Below are 25,311 nucleotides of genomic sequence, written 5' to 3' on the forward strand. Positions count from 1 at the left end.
TGGATTCTTAACGTTAATAATTATTTTGTACCAATGCTGGGTCTGAGTCAAGCTCTGCCTGAGCGATTGGGATATACTTCTTAGATTCTGTCCAAGAATTGGTACGATAGCCATACTCATCTGGTACCAATACGCTGGCAGCCTTGCCTGTACGAACCAAGTCGAAGTAACGCTTGCCCTCACCTACGAACTCTAAATGACGCTCGTTGATGACATCATCCACGGTTACAGACGTAAGCTGATTGATGCCTGCACGGTTGCGAATCTTATTCACATAATCCTTAGCCTGATTAGCATCGCCACCTGTCTCCAACAAAAGCTCTGCTGCATTGAGGTAAGCCTCAGCTACACGATACACACGGAGATTATTGTTGTAGTTCAAGTCCTTATCACCAGAAGTAGCATTATTCTCTGTATATGGACGATACTTACCTAGCCAGAAGCCTGTATCTTCATAACGCTTGGTATATTCTACACCACGGCAATCCCAAACGGTTGCATCACGACGCTTGTCATTAGATGCGAACATATTATAAGTCTCAGTTCTAACAGGCATGAATCCCCAGCCGTTAGCACCTGCGTCCCAGCCCTCGCCACCAGGCCATGAGTTTGGAGAAATCAAGGTAGGAAGTACTGTTCCACCAATACCTTGTGGATTGCTCCAAGAACGCTCACTGAAACCTATCTCATAGTTCACCTCCCAGATGCTCTCCTTGCACCATTCGCCACTGTTCTTCCAGATAGAAGCAAAGTCGTCCATGATACCATACTCATTCTTGTCGTTGATGATTTCCTGCATATACTGCAATGCCGTGGCATAACGGGAAGTATCTTTCTGATACATCACCATCTCGGCATACATCATATAGCACATCGCCTGTGACATTCTGCCACAATTGACATCATCCCAACGCATAGGCAATACATTAGAGTTGATGACTGACTCCAACTCAGTAATCAAGTTGTTGTATACCTCATCAGCGCTCAACTGAGGAGCGGTATATGGAGAAGAGAGGTTTTCCAAATAGAAAGGAATGTTTCCGAAGTAGTGCCACAAGTTATTGTAGTAATACACACGGAGGGCTCTGCCCTGCATTTCGTAAGATGCCTTGTTAACAGCGGTGAGGTTAGCCTCTGCCCAACCCAAGTACTTCAAGAGGTCATTGCAACGCTTGATGCCAGAATAGTCCACTGTCCAAAGTGAGCTAAGGGTATTGCTGGAATTTGCCTCATAGTTAGAAAGCATGTGCCATTCCTGCCTATCGGTTTTGTTAGAACCGCCTACCCAGAAGTCATCACCCATAATCTCGGCATCAATATTGAGGGCATTATACTGTCCCAAAGCCCAGTCTGGCCAATGGGTAGGATCGTAAGCCGCATTCAGAGCCTCATTGATGTGGGCATCTGTGGTATAATATTCTTCGAGGTTTTCACCTGATGGGTTCTCCACCTCTAGAAAGCTATCGCTGCAGGATGTGGTTGCCAATGTGATGCTGGCTGCCAACATACCAAAAGCTATATATCTCTTTGTTTTCATAATTGTCAATGTTTTAAGAGGTTATTGATGTTAGAATGAAAGATTGAAACCGATGGTATAGGTGCGAGCCTGTGGATATACACCATAGTCTACACCGAGAGAGGTACCACCTGATGAAATCTCTGGGTCGAAGCCCCAGTACTTGGTCCATGTGATGAGGTTTTCTGCCATCACATAGAAGCGCAAGCGGCTGATAGAGAGTTTCTGGGTCAACTGCTTTGGCAAGGTGTAACCCAAAGAGATATTCTTCAATCTCAAGTAAGAGCCATCACAAAGATAGAGGTCAGAAACCTGCCAGTTGGTAGCATCGCCATTCTTCAGGATAGGATACTTATTAGATGTACCCTCACCAGTCCATCTGTCGAGCATCCAAGTAGGGAAGTTGCCAGAGAACACATCTGTACGATAGGTTGCATCAAATACCTTATTACCCGTTACGCCCTGCAAGAAAAGGTTGAGGTCGAAGCCCTTCCACTCTGCATTGAAGTTGAAACCGAAGGTCCATGAAGGTGTACCATTACCGATGTTGGTGCGGTCATCTGGATCGATTTTACCATCACCATTTACATCAACGAAACGTACATCACCTGGTTTGGCATCTGGCATAATCATGTTACCATCCTTATTTACGTAAGCCTGAACCTCTGACATATTTTGGAACACACCAGCTGTCTTATAACCATAGAAGTATGGGAAAGGCTGACCGTTAGACCCACGAGTGCCACCACCAGAGATACCCTGGAAGCTATCAAGGTCGATGTAACCAGTATCATTACCCAGGTTGGTCAACTCATTGTGCAGATAGGTAACATTAGCCTTGGCATTGAAGCGAGCATCAGAGATGTGCCACTTATAGCCGAGTTCAAACTCAAGACCAGAGTTCTTCATATCACCCACGTTACCGATTGGCTTGGTCTCACCTACGTAGCTTGGGATAGGCATAGTAATCAGCATTCCGTTGGTCTTCTTCACATAGTAATCGGCACTGAAGGTCAATGCACTGCCGAAGAATCCGAAGTCGAGACCGATATCAGTCTGCTCACTCTCCTCCCACTTCAAGTCTTCATTGGCTGTGGCATTCGCCTTAGAACCATTAAACTTGACAGCGTTCTTACCGAAAAGCACGTTATTGCCCATAGAGGTCAATACGGTATAACGGAAGTCTCCGATATTATCATTACCATTCTTACCCCAGCTGGCACGGAACTTGAGGTTACTCAACCAGTCGCGGGTGCCCTCCATAAACTTCTCGTTCATGATGTTCCAACCAACAGAAGCTGATGGGAAGGTACCATATTTATGAGATGGTCCGAAACGGCTTGAGCCATCTCGGCGGATTGTAGCCTGGAGCATATATTTCTCATCGTAATTGTAGCTCAAACGGCCAAAGAGTGAAGAGATGGCATGTACCACGTTGTTACCGCCCGATACGCTATGCTGAATCTGAGGCGCACCTACAGAGATGATCTTTCCGTCAGCATCCTTCACGATGGTCTGCTCGTAGTTGCCGGTAGCATAGTCGATAGAAGGCTTGTTTACATTCACAAGATTCCAACGGCTACCGTTCAGATAATCGCTTTTGTTCTTCATTGCACTCTGACCCAAGACAACAGCAAAACTGTGCTTGCCAATAGTCTTATCGTATGTCAATGTGTTCTCCACCTGCCAGTTGATACCCTTGTCAGAGCTCTTGTAAGCTGAGGTATGGGTAGAATAGTTATTACCTGAGAGGTAATACTTGGATGCGGTGTAGCTATCTGTACCCCAGAAGCTGAGGTCTGCACTATAAGTGAAATGATACTTCAAGTTGTCCCAGAGCTGGAGGTCGATAGAGAACTTAGGCACAAACTTGTGTGACCAGTTCTTACCTGCTGGGCGCGCCATCATGGCAAGAGGATTGTTCATCTCCTGATAGGTACCACCCATACCTGGGATAGTATAATAGTTGCCATTGGCATCACGGAGAAGCTCGTAAGTATCACGAGTACCGTTCACTTTACCATTAGCATCGTATGTGTTAGGATCCTCGTAGGCATCATAATACTTCTTCGCCACATTGCTATTGGTTACCGTAGGAGCCAATGTTGGAGCAAGATAGAGGGTACTACCCAATACTGAGCCATAGATACTATTAGCATCGATACCAGTGCTCTTTACTCGGGTATAAGCCATGTTGACTGTAACATCGAGCTTGTTGAGGAAGTTGCGATCCTTGCTGGCATCCAATACATTATAAATGTTGTTGCTACGCATAGAGAGACGCTCATAGTTGCTCTGTCCGTAGTTACCACCTACGATACCTTCCTGCTTGTAGTAGCCCATGGAGAGGTAGTAGTTGATCTTGTCAGAAGCACCACTGATGCTTACCTCATGGTTCTGTACAGGGGCATTGTCGTTGAATACCAAGTCCTGCCAATCAGTACCAAATCCATTGATAGGATTGCCATTAGAGTCAGTCAGTTTGTATGGATCAGCATAGATAGGAGCCTGACCACCATTCACTGCACGCTCGTTCTGAAGGATGGCGTAGTCAGTGGCGCTTGTCACATCACGCTTCTTCCATGCGCTCTGCCAGCCGTATGAGAAGTTATAGTTGATCTGTGCCTTTCCTATCTTACCCTTCTTGGTGGTTACGAGAATTACACCGTTGGCTGCACGGGCACCATAGATAGCACCCGAAGCAGCATCCTTCAGCACCTCGATACTCTCGATATCACTAGGGTTGAGATAGTCGAGACCACCCTCGATAGGCATACCGTCTACGATGTAGAGAGGATCTGAATTGTTGATAGTACCTGTACCGCGAATACGAACCTTAGGAGATGCACCAGGCTGACCTGAAGAAGAGGTTACGTTGACACCGGCAGCCAGACCCTTCAATGCGTTATCAACACGCACTGGGCTCTTGCCTGCCAAATCTTCGGTGCTCACTTTAGCGATAGCAGCAGTTACCACGCTCTTCTTCTGAACACCGTAACCTACAACAACCACTTCGTCCAGAGCTTTGTCGTCTTGTTTCAGAGTAATCTTCATGTTGGCTGAAGGACGGATCTCTGCATCCTTGTAGCCAATGTAGGTAATAACCAAGGTCTGGTTAGCATCTGCATCGATGACAAAGTTACCATCAAGGTCGGTAATTGCACCGGCACCCTTGACGCCTTTAACCTGTATGGTGGCTCCGATAACGGGGTCACCCAGGTCATCCAACACGACACCCTTGAAGGTGTTTTTCTGTGCGAGCGCTGACGTCGACATCAATAATGCAGTCGCCAGCAATAGACTTTTTGTTTTCATATTCGATTATTAGTTTAGAAAAATATCTATTTGTTAGTTCACTCTATTATAATAATGTATAAGACTGTGCGGCTGTGCATTTCCTAAAATGCGTTAAGCCGTGTTTTCGATTGCAAATATAATATGATTTTTTGATAATTCCTAGCACCTTCAACAGATAAGTGGAAAGAAAACTTTTCTAAAATAATCTATATTGTTAATTTTCAGACACTTAGCAGTTTTTAACAACTACATGAAAGTGGATGGATTAAAATAAAGGAAATGAGGCTGGAACACCCTTAAAAAGTTACATCAGTATTTTTCAGTGTTCACACTCTGCCACTTTTCATTCGCGCACGCAGTCTAATTATCTTCCTGATTATCAGCTGTTTACAAAAGTTATATTTTTTACACCCATCCACTTTTCACTTATCACCCATCATTTTTTCATTATTTATTTAGTAATTTTGCAGATAAATGAGCAAATACGCCTAAACGCACAAAAACGTGAGAGGCGGTGTGCATAACAAACAACTGCAAGAAATAAACAAACCATAATAAATATTCATTCCTTATGAAACAGTTCATTTTATCATGTGTCCTGTCGGTTGCAGCCATCGCTCCATCTCAGGCGCAGCAGACTACCAGACAATTGCCAGTCTATCTCGACCAGACCAAGCCGGTAGAGCAGCGCATCGATGATGCCATCTCCCGCATGACGCTGGCAGAGAAGATACGCATCATCCATGCTCAGAGCAAGTTTTCATCAGCCGGTGTACCACGCTTGGGATTTCCTGACTTCTGGACGGATGACGGACCTCACGGAGTGCGTCCTGACGTATTGTGGGATGAGTGGGAACAGGCTGGTCAGACCAACGACTCCTGTGTAGCCTTCCCTGCCCTCACCTGTCTTGCCGCATCATGGAATCCGCAGATGAGCCGCATCTATGGCGAAGCATTGGGCGAAGAAGCCCTGTATCGCGGCAAGAACATGATTCTGGGTCCTGGCGTCAACATCTACCGCACGCCTCTCAACGGCCGCAACTTCGAGTATATGGGCGAAGATCCGTTCCTGGCAAGCATCATGGTAGTGCCGTATATCCAGGGATTGCAGTCTAAGGGCGTATCAGCCTGCGTAAAGCACTATTGCCTGAACAACGATGAGGAATACCGCCATCAGGTCAACGTAATCGTCAGCGACCGTGCTCTCCACGAAATCTATCTCCCTGCCTTCAAGGCGGCTGTTGAGAAGGGTAAGACATGGGGTATCATGGGAGCCTACAACCTATATAAGAATGAGCACAACTGCCACAACCAGTGGACCCTGAACAAGATTCTGAAGGGCGACTGGAAGTATGATGGTGTCGTGGTAAGCGACTGGGGCGGTGCTCACGACCTGGAGCAGTCTGTAAAGAACGGGCTGGATATGGAGTTCGGCACCTGGACAGACGGTCTTACGATGGGCGCTACCAATGCCTACGACAACTATTATCTCTCCATGCCTTACATGAAGGCCATACAGGAAGGCAAGTTCACCCAGAAGGAGCTGGACGATAAGGTGCGCCGCGTATTGCGCCTCTTCTATCGCACCACGATGAATCCGAACCGCCCTCATGGTTTCCTCTGTTCCGAGAGCCATTATGCAGCAGCCAGACAGATTGCTGAGGAAGGCATCGTATTGCTCCAGAACAGGAACAATGTGCTCCCTATCAACACCCAGAAGGCTAAGCGCATACTGGTAGTAGGCGAGAATGCCATCAAAATGATGACCGTAGGCGGAGGCTCTTCTTCGCTCAAGGTACAGCGCGAGATTTCGCCTCTCGATGGTCTGAAGACGCGGTTGGGCAAGGACGGCATCGAGGTAGATTATGCCCGCGGATATGTGGGCGATGTAACGGGCAACTACAATGGCGTTACAACCGGCCAGAACCTGGAAGACAAGCGCAGCGAGGCTAAACTGATAGCCGAAGCCGTAGAGAAAGCCAAGACTGCCGACTATGTCATCATGTTTGGTGGTCTGAACAAGAGCGATTTCCAGGACTGTGAGGGGCACGACCGCAAGCATTATGAGTTGCCATACCATCAGGATAAGCTAATCGAGGCTTTGGCTAAGGCAAACAGAAACTTCGTTTATGTCAACATCTCGGGCAATGCGGTAGCTATGCCTTGGAAGGCTAAGGTTGCCGGCATCGTACAGGGCTGGTTCATCGGTTCGGAGAGCGGCGAAGCCCTTGCAAGCATCCTTACAGGCGATGCAAACCCTAGCGGCAAGTTGCCGTTTACATGGGTCAACTCGCTGAAGGAAACAGGTGCTCATGCACTCAATACCTATCCGGGAACCTGGCGTCAGAAAGGTGGAGCCAGCACGAAGGGCAACATCATTGATGAGGAATATAAGGAAGACATCTATGTAGGTTACCGCTGGACCGATAAGGAGCGCATCAAGCCTACCTTTGCATTCGGTCACGGCTTGAGCTACACCCAGTTTGCCATCTCTAATCTCCGCAGCGACAAGATACAGATGAAACAGGACGGCACAATCACCTTTACCGTAAACGTAAAGAATACAGGTAAGCGTGCCGGAGCCGAGACGGTTCAGCTCTATATCCACGACGTCGAGGCATCGGTAGACCGCCCTCAGAAGGAGCTGAAGGGATTCCAGAAGGTTCATCTCCAGCCAGGCGAGAGCAAGGATATCAGCATCACCATCAGCAAGGAGGCCCTCAGTTTCTACGATGAGGCTTCTTCATCCTGGAAGGCTGAAGCAGGAAAGTTTGAAGCTCTTGTTGGTAATGCAGCCGATAATCTGAAGCTCAAGAAAGCCTTCGAACTCTTTTAAAAAAATGATGACTACCCCGAAGCATTTACTCTTATGAGACACAGCTTCTCTATACATGTTACTGAAGTTTCGCAAGTGGTTCAAGTACGGGCTAGGAGCTTACTTGCGAAACTTCAGCATGTTTAAAAGTTTGGCGCCTTGAAATAGGGCGTCAAACTTCTATTCACTCAAAAAAAAGCTTGACTTATTATTTCATGCCAATCTGCTTCACACGCTGCTCAAACTCTTCCCTGTCACAGATGGCACTATTCTTGATTTTGGCGCGATAATTATAGATAGTGTTCACAGAATAGTGAAGGAACTCGGCAATCTTAGAACTGTCCTCGATGCCCAGACGGATAAGGGCAAAAATACGGAGGGTGGTAGAAAGACGGCTGTCATCTTCGAGCACGATACGCTCTTCAGGCTTCAAGAGGGCATTGAACTCCTCAACAAAGTCAGGGAAGAGCTTCAGGAAGGCGGAATCGAAATACTCATACAGCTCGCCCATGTAGGCCTCGCCAGCCTGCATCTGCTCCAGCAACTTGTTGAGTTCTCTTGCCTTCACCAGTTTCACTACTCGCTTGCGCATAGTCTCTATCTTGTCGACATAGATGGCACAAAGGCGCAGGAATCGACCAATATATACTTCCTTCATCTTGTTACTCTCGTTGAGTGACTGGTTCATCTCGTTGAGCGACTGGTTCATCTCGTTAAGACGCTCATTTGCCAACTGCAAGGCATGGTTGGTTTCCTTCAGCTTATGATGGGCAGCAGCAATGCGCTTGCGCTGCTTGTTGACATAGTAGAGCAAGAGCATAACCACAAAGAGAAGCAAGGCTGAACACGCTACCATGAGCCGCAGATGCTGGTTGCTCGAAGAAAGTTCTTTCTGATATCCCTCCTCAATCTGCGTGAGCACAGGCATGATCTGGCGGCTGCGGATAGGCGTATTGAAAACGGTAGCCGACTTCCAGGCAAACTTGATATACTCATGAGAGCGCTTCTGCTCGCCTGGTTCGGCGTTGAGCAGATTGGCGAGTTCCCAGAGCGACCCCTGGTCCATCACAGCCAACTGGACATCGCAGATAGCAGAACGCAAGAGGCAGCGGAGGAACTGTTCTTCATCGCCAAACTGATTGTAGGTCAAGCCGCGATAAAACTGTACAATGGCATACTGATGGGTGCCCGGTTTCGTCATCGCCAGCCGCTTATCGCTCAATCGCAAAGCCTCCTTCATATTGCCTGCATCGCGTGCCCTCACCTCCTGCATCTGCAGATAAAGGTCATCATCATGGCTGAATGTGCTGTCTATTGCAGCCTGATAGGCATTATGTTTGCCGGCATAATATTTCTTCAAGGAAGGAACGTTGGAATAATATGCCATCTCGCCATACAGGTGCTGACAAGCCCAGAGGTAGTTGCGTTTGCCCTCAGCATCAAGATCAGCGATATTGACAGACTTCAGCAGGTCGTACGATTCGGCATAATCGCCCGTGGTAGATTCCTGGAAAGCAAGCAGCGCCTTGGCATTCCCCACCTTCTTTTTATCGCCCATTCTGAAAGCAAGTTCCATACACTGGTTGATGTATTTCAGCGCCATGTCGTTCTTGTAGGAGCGGTATTCCTCAAAGAGCGCAAAGCAGGCATCATACTTACTGCTTAGGCGCCTGGCGGTCTTCAGTTTCTGCTCCCAATCGCGAATTCGGGCTTCACGTACCTTCACATAATCAGCCGAATGGGCAATGGCGTTGTCCAGACTCTGAAAAAGCTGCTCTATATTATCTGTTGTTTTTGCTGCAAGAGAAAGAGGCATCAAGACAAAGAGCAGGAAGAAGAATGCCTTTCCCCATAATTCATTTACGCGATACATCAACTTGATTCCGTTTAAGATTAATTTATTTTCATGAGGTTTCATGTGCAAAAGTAATAAAAAAAACGGAAACGACAAAATCTAATATAGAAAAAATATAGATTTCTTCGCATTTTTCGTCTATACCGCATCCACTTTTTATATATTCTCAATTTTTCTTATCCATCTCATTATCAGACACATTCCTATCTAAAAAGAAAAGTTCATCCACATTTTAACATTTCTATCGCACATCGTATCATCTTTTTTATTATCTTTGCAGAAGATAAGCTGCATTCGGCAATTTGAAAGCAGCTTTCATTGCGCTCTTTTGCATTATCTTTGCAAAAATAAGTATCAAAAATAACAATTAACATAATAAACAATGAGAACAGCACTTTTATCACTCACATTTCTTTTGGCTGGTTTTATGGCAGCACCTGCTATCGCCCATACCGCAGCCCCTAAGAAAAAAGTAACTGCCACAACCAAGAAAGGCAAGATTCTACCCATGAAGGAGTATATCGACCAACTGATGGCGAAGATGACGCTACAGGAGAAGATTGGTCAGCTGAACCTGATGGTAGCTGGCGACATCACCACCGGCGGCGCACTTGATACTCAGGTAGGCAGCGATATCGCCCAGGGCAACATGGGCGGAGTTTTCAATATCAAAGGGCTCGATAAAATCAAGGCTCTGCAGGAAATCGCCATCAAGAACAGCCGTCTGGGCATCCCGCTGCTCGTAGGTATGGACGTGATTCATGGTTACGAGACGATGTTTCCTATCCCTCTCGCCCTTTCCTGCTCATGGGATACCGAGGCGATGAAGAAGGTAGGCGAAGTATCGGCCAAGGAAGCAAGTGCCGACGGCATCAACTGGACATTCTCTCCTATGGTAGACATTGCACTCGATGCCCGCTGGGGACGAATAAGCGAAGGAAATGGCGAGGATCCTTATCTGAGCGGCGTGATGGGAGCAGCGATGACTCAGGGCTACCAGGGCGTGGATATGCGCACAGAAGAGATTCTGAGAGCTAACCGCATCATGGCCTGTCTGAAGCATTTTGCCCTGTACGGAGGCGTTGAGAGCGGAAAGGAATACAACACGGTAGATATGAGCCGCATGCGCATGATGAACCAGTATCTTCCACCTTACGAGGCAGTGGTGAAGGCTGGCGTAGGCAGCGTGATGTCTTCATTCAATCTCATCGACTACATACCTGCTACAGCCAACAAATGGATGATGACCGATGTCTTGAGAAAGCAGTGGGGATTCAACGGTTTCGTGGTTACCGATTACGCTTCTATCGCCGAGATTCTGCAGCACGGAACGGCAAAAGACCTCAAGGAGGCTTCAGAACAGGCGCTGAAGGCGGGTACCGATATGGACATGTGCTCCAACGCCTTCGTAAAGCATCTGGCAAAGAGCATAGCAGAAGGTAAGGTGAGCGAGGAGGATGTGAACATCGCCTGCCGCCGCATTCTGGAAGCGAAATATAAACTGGGCCTGTTCAGCGACCCTTACCGCTACTGCAACACCAAGCGCAGCAAGAGCGAGATTTATACCGCAGAGAACCGTCAGGCAGCCCGCGATGTAGCAGCAGAAACCTTCGTGCTTCTGAAGAACGAAGGCAATATCCTGCCACTGAAGAAGGAAGGAAAGATAGCCCTGATAGGTCCGCTTGCCGACACCCGAAACAACATAGCCGGCACATGGAGCGTGGCACAGGCACCATCTAAATATACCACCATCAAGGAGGCAATGGAGCATGCTCTTGCCGGAAAAGCTACCTTATTATATGCCCAGGGAAGCAATATCTGGCGCAATAAGGAACTACAGCAAAACGGCGAATCCGGTAAACCGATCAACTGGGGCAACGAGGCTGAGATGAAGGCTGAAGCGCTGAAGATAGCTAAAGAGGCCGACGTGATAGTATGTGCTATGGGCGAAAGTGCCGAGATGAGCGGCGAATGCGGTAGCCGTACCAACCTGGAGATGCCGGACGTACAGCGCGAACTGCTTGCCGAACTCCTGAAGACGGGCAAACCTGTAGTACTCCTCAACTTTGCGGGCCGTCCTACGGTTCTTACTTGGGAGAAAGCCCATGTACCAGCCATCATGAATGTATGGTTTGGAGGCTCAGAGATGGGCGATGCACTCTGCGATGTCATCTTTGGCGACAAATCGCCATCGGGTAAGCTCACCACTTCGATGCCTAAGACTACCGGTCAGGAGCCTCTCTACTACAACCATCAGAACACCGGTCGCCCTGTAGCAGACGATAATGAGAAGTTTGCCAAGTTTGCCAGCAACTGTCTGGATGTAAGCAATGGTCCGCTCTATCCTTTCGGTTACGGTTTGAGCTACACCTACTTTTCATACAGCAACTTCCGCCTGAGCAGCCAGGAGGCCGGCATCAGCAATGAGGAGGCTACCGAATGGCAGGATGGCAAGAAGATTACAGCTAGCGTCACCGTTAAGAACAATGGCTCCTGCGATGCCGACGAGATTGTGCAGCTCTACATCCGTGACATGGTAGCCAGCATCTCCCGCCCTGTAAAGGAACTGAAAGGTTTCCAGCGCATCCATCTGGCAGTAGGTGAAAGCAAGGAGGTAAGCTTTGATATCACCCCAGATATGCTCAAGTTCTACAACGCAGATCTGAAGCACGTGATAGAACCTGGCGACTTCCAGATTATGATAGGAACCAACAGCAAGGATGTAAAGACTTTGAAACTGAACGTGAAATAAACAAGAAAAATCGCCCTGCAAAGAGCAAAGCATAGCTTGAAAGATGCTTTACTTCTTACAGGGCGATTATCATCTACTGAGCCCATTTCAACAGAAGGCTCAGTTATAGATTTTATCCTTCAAATTACTTAGTCATCTCGAAACCTACGCGCATACCATCGTAGCTGTTGGCGATGGTACCCACTGCGCTGAGAGTAGAGCTGCCCTTGAAGGCGCTGAGCATCTTGATGAGGTTGAGAAGCTTCTTCTGGTCGAAGAGAAGACTGATGCCATTGGTGGTCTTGGTGGCATAGCCAGAAGCACTCAGCAGAAGTCCCTTCAGCTGGATGGCATGGGTCTTCTCATCAAAGGTATAGCTGCCCTGCCATGGCTTGCCGTCAATCTGCGCAGAGAAGTTGCCGTCGGTGGTGAAAGTGAACTGGGTATTTGAACTGCTGAAGCCAAACTTATTATAATAGGTGCTCAACTTCTCCTCCACCTTGCTGGCAGCAATCTCGCCGCCAGCCTTGGCAAGCAGGTTCTCTGAAGTGAAGGCGCAACCTGGCTTGCTGTACTTCCAGGTATGAGCACAGAGATCTGCCTTTGAAAATGTGCCCGAACCGATTACATTGTTCAAGAGGCCACTGATGATGCTACCAATAGATGTGGTGGTAGCAGCAGTGGCAGCAGTTGCCGAAGAAGTAGCACCAGTGGTTGCATCTACAGAAGTGGATGTAGATTTCTTGGTAGAAGTCTTGGTGGTTGACTTCTTGGTAGTCTTGGTGGTTGATTTCTTTGAAGAAGATTTCTTGGTTGATTTCTTTGTAGTCTTCTTCACTGGCATCAACTCCGATTTAGAGGCATTGAGCGCTGCCTCGTTCATGGCGCTAGCATTGCTGCCTGCTGTGCATGCGAGCACGAGGGCAGCCATCAGAATTACCTTTTTCATTTTACTTTCCTTTTACTTTCTATATTATCTTATTCTTATACCATATATCTTATATCGATATTCACGCTTTCGGGTGCAAAGTTCGGCATTTTTCGGGAAATAACAAAGGGAAATCCCCTTTTTCTCTTCCAGCTTTCCTATTTTTTCTGTTCACCCTCTGTTCATCATCAGCATCCCTTCTAATTACCCTGCACGATTTATAGACGGATGGGGGTGCAGATGGTTTATTCAAATGCTGATTTTCGTGCAAAAGCTAGTGCAAATGATTCATCTTTTTGACTTAAATCAAAAAAGAATAATAATTACCCCAAAAATATCGTTTTGTGTACCGAAATGTTATCAGAATGTAATATCTTTGCAGCGTTAATAAAAATACAATAGGTTATGAATGATTTAATTAAGGTAAACACGAGTAATGAAAATCAGGCATTGAACAAGTGCCAGCAGATTCTTCAGGATCGCCGCGAGGCCCTTGCCTCTAAGGCAAAGAGAAGAGATTAAGTCCTTCACAGCAAAAAGAGAAGAGATGAATTTCTTCTAGGTTTATGAAGCAGACAAGGATTTGAATCCTTCGAAGAGAGATTTTTTCAGAATGACTCTTAATTTGAAAAAGTAGTTTTTGGGAAAAGAAAGAAAAAGTAAAAAACCCCGTTACCGGAACGTTTCGTCTGGCAACGGGGCTTTTTCATATCTTACTTCTTATTCAAGTTACTTATTCTTCTCCGCCTTCATGATTACCTCGAAGTGGTTGCCGCTCTTCAGCACCACGTTCTTCAGGAAGTTAGAAATCTGCTGGGCATCCACAGCCTTCACCAGCTCGCGATAGTTGCTGTGGGTATCTACCTTGTGCAGATCATACATGCTCAATACCTGCATCCAGTAGCTGTTGGTCTTCTCGTCAACACCTGCCTGCTTCAAAAGGATTTCCTTCACCTTCTGCAAGTCCTTGGCATCAGGAGCTGCCACCGTCTCGTCCAAGCCCTTGAAGAAGCAAGGAACGGCTACATCTACCTTATCAGGATTCAGCTGTGCCATGGCGTTGAGGGTGAGAGCCACCTTGCCGTCGTAGTCGAAGAACAAGCCGCAGGATGCACCTGTGCTGTAAGCCGCACTCAGCTCCTCGCGGATGCTGCGCAGATACTTCATCTCCAACAGGCGGGCTGCAACATCTGCCAATACCGCTGTCTTAGGATTATAAGATGGCAACTTCACGAACCACATCTCGCGTGCCTGGCTCTGAGGGTTCTCCATCGCCTTGGTAAAGATGTTCTTCACCTCGCCCTTGGCTGTAGGAATCTTCTGGTTCTTCAGCTTCATGCCCTTGTTTGGCAGGGAAGCGATATACTGTTCAATGAGCGGGAGGAGCACCTTCTCGTCGTAATTGCCCACAAAGTAGAAGGTGAAGTCCTTGGCGTTGCCATAGAGCTGCTTCTGCATGTCGAGCACACGGTCGTAGTTGATATTCTTGATATCCTCTGCTTCTGGGAGAAGCGCCAGCTTGTTGCCCATGTAGAGGGTGCTCTGGATGGAATCCTGATATACCATGTTAGGGTTGTTGCTCTTGTTGGAGAGCACGGTGGTATAAGTATTCTTCAGATTCTCGAAAGCCTTCTCATCCTTGGTAAGGTTAGTCATCGAGAGATAGAGCAGCTGCATCATCGTCTCCACATCCTTAGGAGTAGAAGTACCGGCGATACCGTGACGGAACGGACTCATGGTGAGACCTACACTCACCTGCTTGCCGGCAAGCATCTTCTGCAGGTCGTTGCCTGTGAAACCGGCCAATCCGCTTACTTCCCATACGGTAGAAGCATTGGCTGCGTTCACAGGGTCGTTCTGGAATGCAGAATAACCCACCTTGGCTGTTCCTGAGAATCGGATTTCATTATCCTTGAAGTCGGTCTTCTTCAATATCACCTGGGCTCCGTTAGAGAGGGTGAGCTTCTTGAATCCGAGCTCCTTGTTTTCCTCAACCTTCTTGATGCTTCCTGCCTGAGGCAGCGTTGCCATCAGTGGCTCCTGCTTCACGTTGTCTACATAAGCCTCCAGCTTCTCGCCGCGCACCTGCTTCACAATCTGGGCAAGCTGCTGCTCGGTAGGATAGCTCACGCCCTCAGCCTCCTTCATGAACACCATGCTCACAAAGTTGGTGTCGGTTTCTGCTATCACCTGCTTCATGGCACCGTTGATGGCCTCGAGAGGGATGTTAGGAACCATCATCTGATAAATCTTATATTCATCTTCCAGCGATGGAATTGGCTCATTGTCTGTGAAATGGTCTACATACTGGGTAGTGAACTGCTCGTTCTTCATCTTGTTGCGGTTCTCATACATGGTCTCCATGCTGCTCATGAAGTTCTCCTTGGCACGGATATACTCCGTAGCAGTGAATCCGAAGTCGCGCACACGCTTAGCCTCACGCAGCATAGCTGCATAAGCCTCCTTCACCATTCCAGGCTTAGCCACTCCCGAGATGGAGAAGGCATCCTTAGTGCTCGAAATGAGATAGCTTCCCATGCCGGCACTTGCCTGCAGGAACGGACAGTTCTCTTCTCGTGCCAGCTCTGACAGGCGGGCATCGAACATAGAACTTACCACGCCGCGCACATAGCCTTCTACCAGATAGTTCATATCGCCTTTCAGCGAATCAGGATAGGCTTCGCTCTTCATCATGATATTGATCATGTCGAACTTCTGCTCCTTGTTCTTGTCAATTACGTAGATGGCCGTATCGTTGTCGGCCACTGGCACTGGCACCACCTTGGCTGCATTCTTAGGCACCTTGATGCCTGAGAAGAGCTTCTTGATCTGAGCCTCTACATGGTCAACATCTACATCACCCACGATGATGATAGCCTGATTATCTGGGCGATACCATTTGCGATAGTAGGCACGCAGGGTTTCTGGCTTGCATCCGTCGATGACGCTCATCAATCCGATAGGCATACGATAGCCATATTTATCGCCCTGGTAGAGCTTAGGCAGATTGCGCTCCAGCATGAGCTGCTGACCCACCATGCGCATGCGATACTCGTTGTGTACCACGTCGCGCTCGTCGTTGATAGCCTCCTTGGTCAGCGAGATGCCGTTGCTCCAATCCTTGAGGATGAGCATGCAGGAATCCACTGCCGAGGTGCGGGTGGTAGGCACATCGGTGAAGTAATAAACGGTTTTGTCGATGCTGGTATAGGCATTCAGGTTTCTGCCATACTCCACACCGATGCTCTGCAGGTAATCCTGCAGGGAATTGCCCTTGAAGTGGTCGGTACCGTTGAAGGCGAGGTGCTCCAGAAGGTGAGCCAAACCGCGCTGGTCATCATTCTCATTGATAGAACCCACTTTCTGAGCGATGTAGAAACTTGCCACATGCTCAGGGAAAGCATTATGACGAATGTAGTAGGTCAATCCATTGTCGAGATGGCCTATCTTCACATTCTTGTCCACTGGGATAGGAGGCATCTGCTGTGCCGTCGCATTTCCCACAGAGAGCAGCAGCAGCGCCGCTGCGAAAATCTTCTTTAATCTCATTTTTTCTCTGCTGAATATTAATAAATATGCATTATCAGTTATTTCGACTGCAAAATTACTCAAAATAAAAATGATTTGCAAGTATTTGGGAGATTATCTTCCCAAATACCTGCAAATCTATCAACTTTTAACTATAAACTATCAACTCTAAAGCTCTTCAGCCATGAACCTCTGAACAGGCGCACCAGGAAGAGGCATCCTCTCAGCGTAAGCTCCGTGGCCATGGCTATCCATACGCCCTCCAATCCGTAGCTCTTCGAAAGCCCGTAGGCAAGGGTGAGCCTCACCAGCCACATCGTTCCCAGATTGATGGCGGCAGGCTTCTTCGTATCGCCCGCTCCCACGCAGACACTATAGGTAACGATGCTCGCCGCAAAGAACGGTTCGGCGAAAGCCTCGATGCGCAGGCAGAGGGTGCCCAGTTCGCGGATGCTTTCCACCGGCGACAGCACGCCTATCATCTCGGGTGCAAAGACGAACATCACCACGCCCATCAATGCCATCACGCTCATGCCCAACCCCACGGTGAGATAGGCGAAGCTCTTGCAGAGGTCGATGCGCCCGGCTCCATGCGTCTGTCCCACCAGGGTGCTTGCCGCATCGCCGATGCCGTAACCCGGCATATAGCAGAGGCTCTCGGCGGTGATGGCGAAGGAATGGGCAGCGATGGCGATATTGCCCAATGGCGCCACTATCATGGTGCTCACTATCTGCGCTCCGCTCATCAGGATGTTCTGGATGGCCATCGGGATGCTTATCTGACAGGCATGATTCACGTAGCTCTTCACCCAGCGGAACGGCTCTTTATCCTGCCGCAGGTTCAGAATCCTGTTGCTGCATGCCGAAATCCAGAGATTGGGCAACGAGATGCAGAAGTAGGCCATCGCCGTGCCGCAGGCGGCTCCCACCACGCCCATCTTCAGGATATAGATGAAGAGATAGTTGAAGACCACATCACTGATACATATCAACACCGCCATCACGCTGGGCGTATGCATGTTGCCTGCCGATTTGAGCATCATCTCGGAGATGTGATAGAGGAACACGAAGGGCAGCACGAGGCTATATATCAGGAAATACTTCGATGAGAAAGGAGCGATGTCGTCACCGCCACCCAGCCAATAGGGCAGATAGCCATGGATGCCCACACCCACCAGGGTGAGCATCAGGCTGAACGCCAAACCGCATATCAGGGCATGGCGATATACCTGGCGTGCCTTTCTGAAATCGTTGGCACCGATGAAATGAGCCACCTGCACCGAGAACCCCGTGGCAGCTGCCGAAAGCAAACTTCCGATGAGCCAAGTGGTTGACTCTATCAGTCCGATGCTAGCCGAGGCTTCTGCTCCCAGATGTCCCACCATCGATGCATCGATAAAGAACATCATCACGGTGGAAATCTGCGCCAGCATGGACGGCACGCTCAACCCCACGATGAGGTTGAGTTTCTCCCTTCGAGTCATCGCCCTCCCCTTGCGAATCGACTCCATCAGATAATCTGTCTTATTCTTGAATAACATATTTTTCTCTTTTAATGAAATGACACAAAAAGTGGCGATCCTCAAAAGAGGAACGCCACTTTCTATTTAAATTTAAAATTTGTCGTACCTTTGTTTTTCCCAAAACTTTACTTCCGCCGTAGCAGAACAGTACTGTTTTTGTCATCCTTGAATAAATCAATCTTTCTATACCTTAACTAACACCCATTTTTGAATAAACAATCTAATTTTACCTAAACTAAAAACCTAACCTATGAACAACAATCTTAACTTATTTTTTACCTAACAACTAAAACCTAATAAAATCTATTACCTAACTAAAAACCTAAAACTTATTTTTTCTGATGCAAAGGTACAACAAATTTCTGAAACCACAATACTTTTCCCGAAAAAAATGCATGAAACTAACATTTTTTGACGTAAGTCAGCAAATTGTGTGCGAACACAAACACTTGTTAACACTAACGAAATGCTTGTTAACACAAAGAGCGTTCCCAGGTATGCCGGCAAGGCAACCTGGGAACGCCCCATATATCTCCTTATATATATAATAAGGTGGAAAATCTCCTATATATAATAAGGTGAACACCTCCCCTATATATAATAAGGTGTAATCACACTGAATATCACTTGGAGAAGTAGCTATCCAGCACTATCTCGAAGCGAAGCATCGAATAGGCAGGAATCGTAGAACTGCTGCTGGTGCTCGAACCATACCCCAACTGGTATGGGATATAAACCATCCAGTGGTCGCCCGGATGCATGCGCATCAAGGCTGTGGCAAAGCCATCCACCACATTGCTGACGGCAAAGGTAGAAAGCATGGCGGTCTGCTTGTTGTAAGTACCCTCGAAGGTCTTATCAAACACGTATCCCGCATTCACGCTGCCATCCTTATCAGTAGTCTGAATCAGGCTGCCACGATAGCTCACCCTCACGGAGTCGGTGTACATCGGGCTTGTGGTGCCCTCGCCCTTTTCGAGCACATGAACGATGATGTTATCGCAATCCTTGTAGGTCAGCGGCACATTCACGCCGTTGACATCCTTGTTTGGTGTCTGGTTCTCCAGGCTCCAGTTGCGGTACACATACCATCCCTGGCTCTCTCCCATCTTCTTTGCGTAATCCAGCGTATCGGCAAAAGCCTGCTCGTTGCGCTCCTGCCAGTTGGCATACGCATCATAGGAGTCATCGTTCTCGCTGCATGATGACAGGGCGAACACTGCCATCACGAGCAAGAAGAGATATTTAGAAATTCTTAATTTCATTACCAAGTTTCTTTAATACGCTGGTGATACTTACGCGATCCTCGATGATGCCACGAAGGTCAGAGATAGCTACGCGCTCCTGCTCCATGGTATCACGATAACGCAAAGTTACCTTGTGATCCTTAGGTGTCTCGTGGTCAACGGTGATACAGAATGGAGTACCGATGGCATCCTGGCGGCGGTAACGCTTACCGATGGAATCCTTAGGATCGCCATAGTGGGTATTGAAGTGGAACTTCAACTCATCCACAATCTCGTGAGCCAACTCTGGCAGGCCATCCTTCTTATCCAATGGGAACACGGCACACTTCACTGGTGCCAATGCCTCTGGCAGGCGCAATACTACACGTGTCTCACCATTCTCCAACTTCTCCTCGCAGTAAGAGTGGCACATCACGCTGAGGAACATACGGTCTACACCGATAGAGGTCTCCACATCGTAAGGTACATAGCTCTCGTTCTTCTCTGGATCGAAGTACTTGATAGAACGACCGCTGTACTTCTCGTGCTGAGAAAGGTCGAAGTTGGTACGGCTGTGGATACCCTCCACCTCCTTGAAGCCGAATGGCATCTTGAACTCGATATCAGTAGCAGCATTAGCATAGTGAGCCAACTTCTCGTGGTCGTGGTAACGGTAGTTCTCGTTGCCCATGCCCAGTGCCTCGTGCCATGCCAAGCGAACCTTCTTCCAATACTCAAACCACTTCATTTCGGTGCCAGGCTGGCAGAAGAACTGCATCTCCATCTGCTCGAACTCACGCATACGGAATACGAACTGGCGGGCAACCACCTCGTTGCGGAATGCCTTACCAATCTGGCAGATACCGAATGGCAACTTCATACGGCCGGTCTTCTGAACGCTCAGATAATCTACGAAGATACCCTGAGCTGTCTCAGGACGCAGATATACCTTGCTTGTAGCATCGCTTGCCGCACCCATCTGGGTAGAGAACATCAGGTTGAACTGGCGAACGTCTGTCCAGTTCTTGGTACCGCTGATAGGGCAAACGATACCCTCGTCCTCGATAATCTGCTTCAGCATCTCGAGGTTAGGACCCTGCATAGCCTCTGTGTAGCGGGCATGGAGGTCATCAAACTTCTTCTGGTTCTCCAGAACACGAGGGTTGGTAGCACGGAACTGAGCCTCATCGAAGCTATCGCCGAAGCGCTTCTGAGCCTTGGCAATCTCCTTGGCAATCTTCTCCTCATACTTAGCCATGTGATCCTCGATGAGCACATCGGCACGATAACGCTTCTTGGAGTCGCGGTTATCAATCAATGGGTCGTTGAAGGCATCAACGTGACCGGAAGCCTTCCATACAGTAGGGTGCATGAAGATAGCTGCATCGAGACCTACAATGTTCTCGTGCAACAATACCATGCTCTGCCACCAGTACTGCTTGATATTGTTCTTGAGCTCAACACCGTTCTGACCATAGTCGTAAACGGCAGCCAAGCCATCATAAATTTCACTACTTGGGAACACGAAGCCATATTCCTTGCAATGGCTTACAATTTTCTTAAAAACATCTTCTTGTGCCATGATTAAATCTTATTTTTCTTAAATTTTCTGCAAAGATAAGCCTTTTTCTCGAAAAAATGTTGTATTTTTGCCATAAATTAATAAAATAAGTATTAAAAGCGATATATGAGCGACGAAATTAAAGATAAAAACGAGCTGGAAGGCCAAAATCCTGATGATTTGGGGAATTCTGATGCTCAGGAACAACATTCCGACTATAAGCCGGTGAACCGATTCGATGCATCCGCCGTACACCACCTCAGCGGCATGTACCAGAACTGGTTCCTCGACTATGCGTCGTATGTAATTCTGGAGCGAGCAGTGCCGCATATCGAAGACGGATTGAAACCCGTACAGCGACGCATCCTCCACTCCATGAAGCGCATGGATGACGGAAGATACAACAAGGTGGCCAACATCGTGGGACACACGATGCAGTTCCACCCTCATGGAGACGCTTCCATCGGCGACGCCTTGGTGCAGATGGGACAGAAAGACCTGCTCATCGACACGCAGGGAAACTGGGGAAATATCCTCACGGGCGACCGTGCGGCAGCTCCTCGTTATATCGAGGCAAGACTCTCGAAGTTTGCACTCGACGTGGTGTTCAACCCGAAAACCACCGACTGGCAACTCTCTTATGACGGCCGTAACAAGGAGCCTATCACCCTGCCGGCTAAATTCCCGCTGCTCCTGGCACAGGGTGCCGAGGGTATCGCCGTGGGATTGAGCAGCAAAGTATTGCCACATAACTTCAACGACCTCTGCGATGCTGCCATCCACTACCTCAGGGGAGAGGACTTTGCCATCTACCCTGATTTCCCAACAGGTGGAGCCATCGACGTGAGCAAATACAACGACGGTCAGCGTGGCGGAGCCTTGAAGGTGAGAGCCAAGATAGATAAGCTCGACAGCAAGACCCTCGTCATCACCGAGATTCCATATAGCAAAACCACGGTGAGCCTCATCGAAAGCATCACCAAGGCGGTGGAAAAGGGAAAAATCAAGGCAAGAAAGATAGAAGACGTCACCTCTGCCAACGTAGAGATTCTCGTGCATCTGGCTCCAGGCACATCTTCCGATAAGACCATGGATGCTCTCTATGCCTTCAGCGATTGCGAAATCAACATCTCGCCCAACTGCTGCGTCATCGAGGACAACAAGCCGAAGTTCCTCACCATCAGCGATGTTCTTCGCCACAGCGTAGATCGCACCATGGGATTGCTGCGCCGCGAACTGATGATTCGCAAGGGCGAACTGGAAGAGCAGCTCTTCTTCTCATCCTTGGAACGCATCTTCATCGAAGAGCGCATCTACAAGGAGCGCAAGTTCGAGCAGAGCAAGAGTCAGGACGAGGTAGTGGCATTCATCGATTCCAAGCTGGAGCCGTTCAAGGACAAGCTCTTCACCGCCGAAGTAGATGGCAAGGGCATGGTGGAATATGCCTTCCATCGCGAGATAACCAGGGATGACATTCTCAAGCTGTTGGAAATCAAGATGCAGCGAATCCTTAAATATAATAAGGATAAGGCAGACGAACTGCTGATGAAAATCAAGGCAGAACTTGCCGAAATTGAGAACGACCTGGCTCACATGACCGATGTCACCATCAACTGGTTTGAATATCTGAAGGGAAAATACGGCAAGCAGCATCCTAGAAAGACGGAAATCCGCAACTTCGATACCATCGAGGTAACCAAGGTGGTGGAGGCTAACCAGAAACTCTACATCAACCGACAGGAAGGTTTCGTGGGAATGGGATTGAAGAAAGACGAGTTCGTATGCAACTGCTCCGACCTCGACGACATCATCATCTTCTACAAGGACGGAAAATTCAAGGTTACCAAGGTGGCCGACAAGATATTCGTGGGCAAGAACATCCTCCACGTGCAGGTGTTCAAGAAGAACGACAAGCGAACCATCTACAACTGCGTATATCGCGACGGCAAGCAGGGCGACTACTTCATCAAGCGATTCAACGTAACCGCCATGACGCGCGACAAGCTCTACGACATCACCCAGGGCACAGCCGGAAGCCGCATCATCTATTTCACTGCCAACCCTAACGGCGAGGCGGAAATCATCAAGGTGACGCTGGAACCAGACCTGAGCCGCAAACGCCAGAGCATTTTCCTGGAAAAGGATTTCTCGGATATCCTCATCAAGGGCAGAGCTGCCAAGGGCAATCTGCTTACCAAGCGCACCATCCGCCGCATCGGCTTGAAGAGCCACGGCCACAGTACCCTGGGCGGAAGGAAGGTTTGGTTCGACCCGGATGTAAACCGCATCAACTACGATGAGAACGGAAGATTCCTGGGTGAATTCAACGACGATGATGCCATCCTGGTGGTATTGGACAACGGAGAGTTCTACATCACCAACTTTGATGTGAACAACCACTACGAGGACAACATCCTGAAGTTGGAAAAATGGGACGAGCACAAGGTATGGACGGCGATTCTCTATGATGCCGACAACGAGGGTTATCCATACATCAAGCGATTTACGATGGATGCCACCAAGCGTCATCAGAACTGCCTGGGCGAGAACCCTAACAGTCAGCTCATCCTGCTCACCGACACGCCATTCCCTCGTCTCAAGGTGACCTATGGCGGAGCGGATGCCATGCGTCCTGCCGAGGAAATCGATGCCGAGCAGTTTATTGCGCAGAAGAGCTTCAAGGCAAAAGGCAAGCGCCTCACCACCTGGAAGATAGAAAGCATCGAGGAACTGGAACCGACAAGATTCCCTGACCCAGAAGAGCCATCCGATGATGATGCCTCAGATGAGCAGGAAGGTGCCGAGGAGCCAAGAGAAAACCTGGATCCCGATGCCGGAAAGAGCGAGCAGCAAGTCATCGACGAGCTAACCGGCCAAACCAACCTCTTCTCCGACAAGGATTTCACAGAAGACGACAAGGATAGAGAATGGCTTTCGAAGCAATAATAAAAAAGGAGCTAAAGCATCGCTGCTTTAGCCCCTTTTTTATTTAAAGGCTTCTTTTTATCTTTTTACTTTTTTACCTTTTTTGCTTCATCCAGCTTCTTCAAGCAATACTCCCTGAAGTCCTTCCAGTGGTAATAAGGCGCCATGTCGCTCTTGATAGGAAGCGTTGCCTCATCCTCGCAGAGCAGCACCTTCACCAGCACATCATTCGCCTTGTTTCTATAAAAAACAAACTGCAGATTCGTAGCCATCGGCGTAATCTTGTAATCCCACCATTGAGAAGCAATCTTCTCCGGGTCCTTAATCTCCTCGCCATACCCGTTCAAATCCAGCAGACAGGTGAGCGGAGTAACCATCGTATCATGGCCATATCTCAGGGTAGCACCCGGATGCGGCAAAGCAATGCAGCTATCCGCCTTCTGAATAATATCCCTCAGCAGATTGCGCTGCGAGAACGGCTGCACATTGCCCGTAAAAGGCGAATTACCATAAGCCATCTGCCACCAGATGTTGGCATTCAGCCAGTTCTGATACAGTTCTTCCTCGGTAAAGAGATCGTAGAGCGAAACCTTGCCCCTCAATTCCGTGCCCTGGATAGAGCTCGCCATCTCATAAAGCTTTCTGTTCAAGTCGCTCTGGTTGATGTTCTGCTTCACCCAGGCAGGGTCGTTGAAAAGCTCCTTCATCAGGCGACTGCAGTTAACGTGCTTCTGGGCAAACTCCTGCTGCGCTACCCTGATGCCCACGCTATTCTTCAAGCTATCCAGGTATCTGTCGCCCTGGTTCATATAATACATATCATGCTCGCTGGCATCATGGAAGATATGAAGCTTAGGATTCATGCGGAGCATCTGCTGCAAACCGTTCTCCATAGAGAGGATGCATCGGATAACCAAAGTGCTTCGAGCCTCGATATTCGTATTACCGGCAAAGATCTCAGGAAATCTCTCCATCATTCGTTTGGTAATGCCCTGATGCTGCAGGGCACCGAGCGGAGTCAGTTCGCCATCACGTCCCCTCGCCTCCTCGCGAATCATCTTCACCTTAGCCAACGTCTCCTCGCCCTTGGCAGTCAGTTTGCCCTCCTGCTTTGCCTTGAGCAGAGAGAAATAAGGCACATCATACGCCTTCTTGCCTATCATGAAGCGGGAGCCATGACGGCCATAGTGACTCAGATAAAAAGGCTTATACCCCTTAGGAGCAGGAGTCAACTGCTTCTGAGGACCACGATAAGCCACATAGTTGCTACCCGAAAGGGTAATGTCGCGCTTGAAATCCTCCTGAGGAGTCTGCGCGGCAAGGGGCATCGTCAAAGCAAGAGATGCCCACAATAATAGATGTCTTGTGTTCATTATTATGTTATCTAAAGTTTATCTGCATATTAC

At 48.4% G+C, this 25,311-nt stretch carries 12 protein-coding genes; 3 read left to right on the forward strand and 9 right to left on the reverse strand.

Annotation, left to right across the window (positions count from 1 at the left end; genetic code table 11):
• Positions 1-13: 13 nt before the first annotated feature.
• Together V8Z93_RS00550 and V8Z93_RS00555 are read right to left on the reverse strand one after the other, a co-directional pair.
• A complete protein-coding gene (locus tag V8Z93_RS00550) occupies positions 14-1,537 on the reverse strand; it encodes a RagB/SusD family nutrient uptake outer membrane protein (protein ID WP_203040749.1) in 1,524 nt (507 codons plus the stop codon).
• Positions 1,538-1,567: 30 nt separating this feature from the next.
• Positions 1,568-4,831 (reverse strand): SusC/RagA family TonB-linked outer membrane protein, encoded by a 3,264-nt coding sequence (locus V8Z93_RS00555; protein ID WP_439432053.1) that lies wholly within the window; start codon positions 4,829-4,831, stop codon positions 1,568-1,570.
• A gap of 553 nt (positions 4,832-5,384) precedes the next feature.
• Here V8Z93_RS00555 and V8Z93_RS00560 point away from each other — a divergent pair.
• Complete coding sequence (locus tag V8Z93_RS00560) at positions 5,385-7,649, forward strand: glycoside hydrolase family 3 C-terminal domain-containing protein (protein ID WP_439432054.1); 2,265 nt, start codon at positions 5,385-5,387, stop codon at positions 7,647-7,649.
• A gap of 187 nt (positions 7,650-7,836) precedes the next feature.
• Here the strand turns inward: V8Z93_RS00560 and V8Z93_RS00565 are convergent, their stop codons facing one another.
• A complete protein-coding gene (locus tag V8Z93_RS00565; RefSeq protein ID WP_439432055.1) occupies positions 7,837-9,501 on the reverse strand; it encodes a DUF6377 domain-containing protein in 1,665 nt (554 codons plus the stop codon).
• 364 nt (positions 9,502-9,865) lie between these two features.
• On the opposite strand from V8Z93_RS00565, the gene bglX reads away from it, so the two are divergent.
• The gene (bglX, locus tag V8Z93_RS00570; protein ID WP_439432056.1) at positions 9,866-12,235 is read left to right on the forward strand and encodes a beta-glucosidase BglX; all 2,370 of its coding nucleotides are present in this window, start codon (positions 9,866-9,868) and stop codon (positions 12,233-12,235) included.
• A 124-nt stretch (positions 12,236-12,359) separates the two neighbouring features.
• On the opposite strand, the gene V8Z93_RS00575 is transcribed toward bglX, so the two are convergent.
• The 5 genes from V8Z93_RS00575 to V8Z93_RS00595 form a co-directional block, all read right to left on the reverse strand.
• Positions 12,360-13,163, reverse strand: a complete 804-nt coding sequence (locus V8Z93_RS00575) for a DUF4923 family protein (RefSeq protein WP_439432057.1) — start codon at positions 13,161-13,163, stop codon at positions 12,360-12,362.
• A 708-nt stretch (positions 13,164-13,871) separates the two neighbouring features.
• Positions 13,872-16,691 carry a M16 family metallopeptidase gene (locus V8Z93_RS00580; protein WP_439432058.1) on the reverse strand — a complete coding sequence of 940 codons (2,820 nt, stop codon included), beginning with the start codon at positions 16,689-16,691 and terminating at the stop codon, positions 13,872-13,874.
• A 131-nt stretch (positions 16,692-16,822) separates the two neighbouring features.
• Positions 16,823-18,211 carry an MATE family efflux transporter gene (locus V8Z93_RS00585; protein WP_439432059.1) on the reverse strand — a complete coding sequence of 463 codons (1,389 nt, stop codon included), beginning with the start codon at positions 18,209-18,211 and terminating at the stop codon, positions 16,823-16,825.
• A gap of 605 nt (positions 18,212-18,816) precedes the next feature.
• Positions 18,817-19,458, reverse strand: coding sequence for an FKBP-type peptidyl-prolyl cis-trans isomerase (locus V8Z93_RS00590; protein ID WP_254880647.1), 642 nt, complete (start codon positions 19,456-19,458; stop codon positions 18,817-18,819).
• Complete coding sequence (locus tag V8Z93_RS00595) at positions 19,439-21,001, reverse strand: glycine--tRNA ligase (protein ID WP_089544934.1); 1,563 nt, start codon at positions 20,999-21,001, stop codon at positions 19,439-19,441. The genes V8Z93_RS00590 and V8Z93_RS00595 overlap by 20 nt, the downstream gene beginning before the upstream one ends.
• Positions 21,002-21,106: 105 nt before the next feature.
• Between V8Z93_RS00595 and V8Z93_RS00600 the strand changes: the two genes are divergently transcribed.
• Positions 21,107-23,926 (forward strand): DNA gyrase/topoisomerase IV subunit A, encoded by a 2,820-nt coding sequence (locus tag V8Z93_RS00600; protein ID WP_439432060.1) that lies wholly within the window; start codon positions 21,107-21,109, stop codon positions 23,924-23,926.
• A 65-nt stretch (positions 23,927-23,991) separates the two neighbouring features.
• On the opposite strand, the gene V8Z93_RS00605 is transcribed toward V8Z93_RS00600, so the two are convergent.
• On the reverse strand, positions 23,992-25,278 hold the full coding sequence (locus V8Z93_RS00605) for a histidine-type phosphatase (RefSeq protein ID WP_439432061.1): 1,287 nt from the start codon (positions 25,276-25,278) through the stop codon (positions 23,992-23,994).
• Between the last annotated feature and the right edge of the window lie 33 nt (positions 25,279-25,311).

Source organism: Segatella copri, from assembly GCF_051861805.1.
Classification (GTDB): Bacteria; Bacteroidota; Bacteroidia; order Bacteroidales; family Bacteroidaceae; genus Prevotella; species Prevotella copri_M.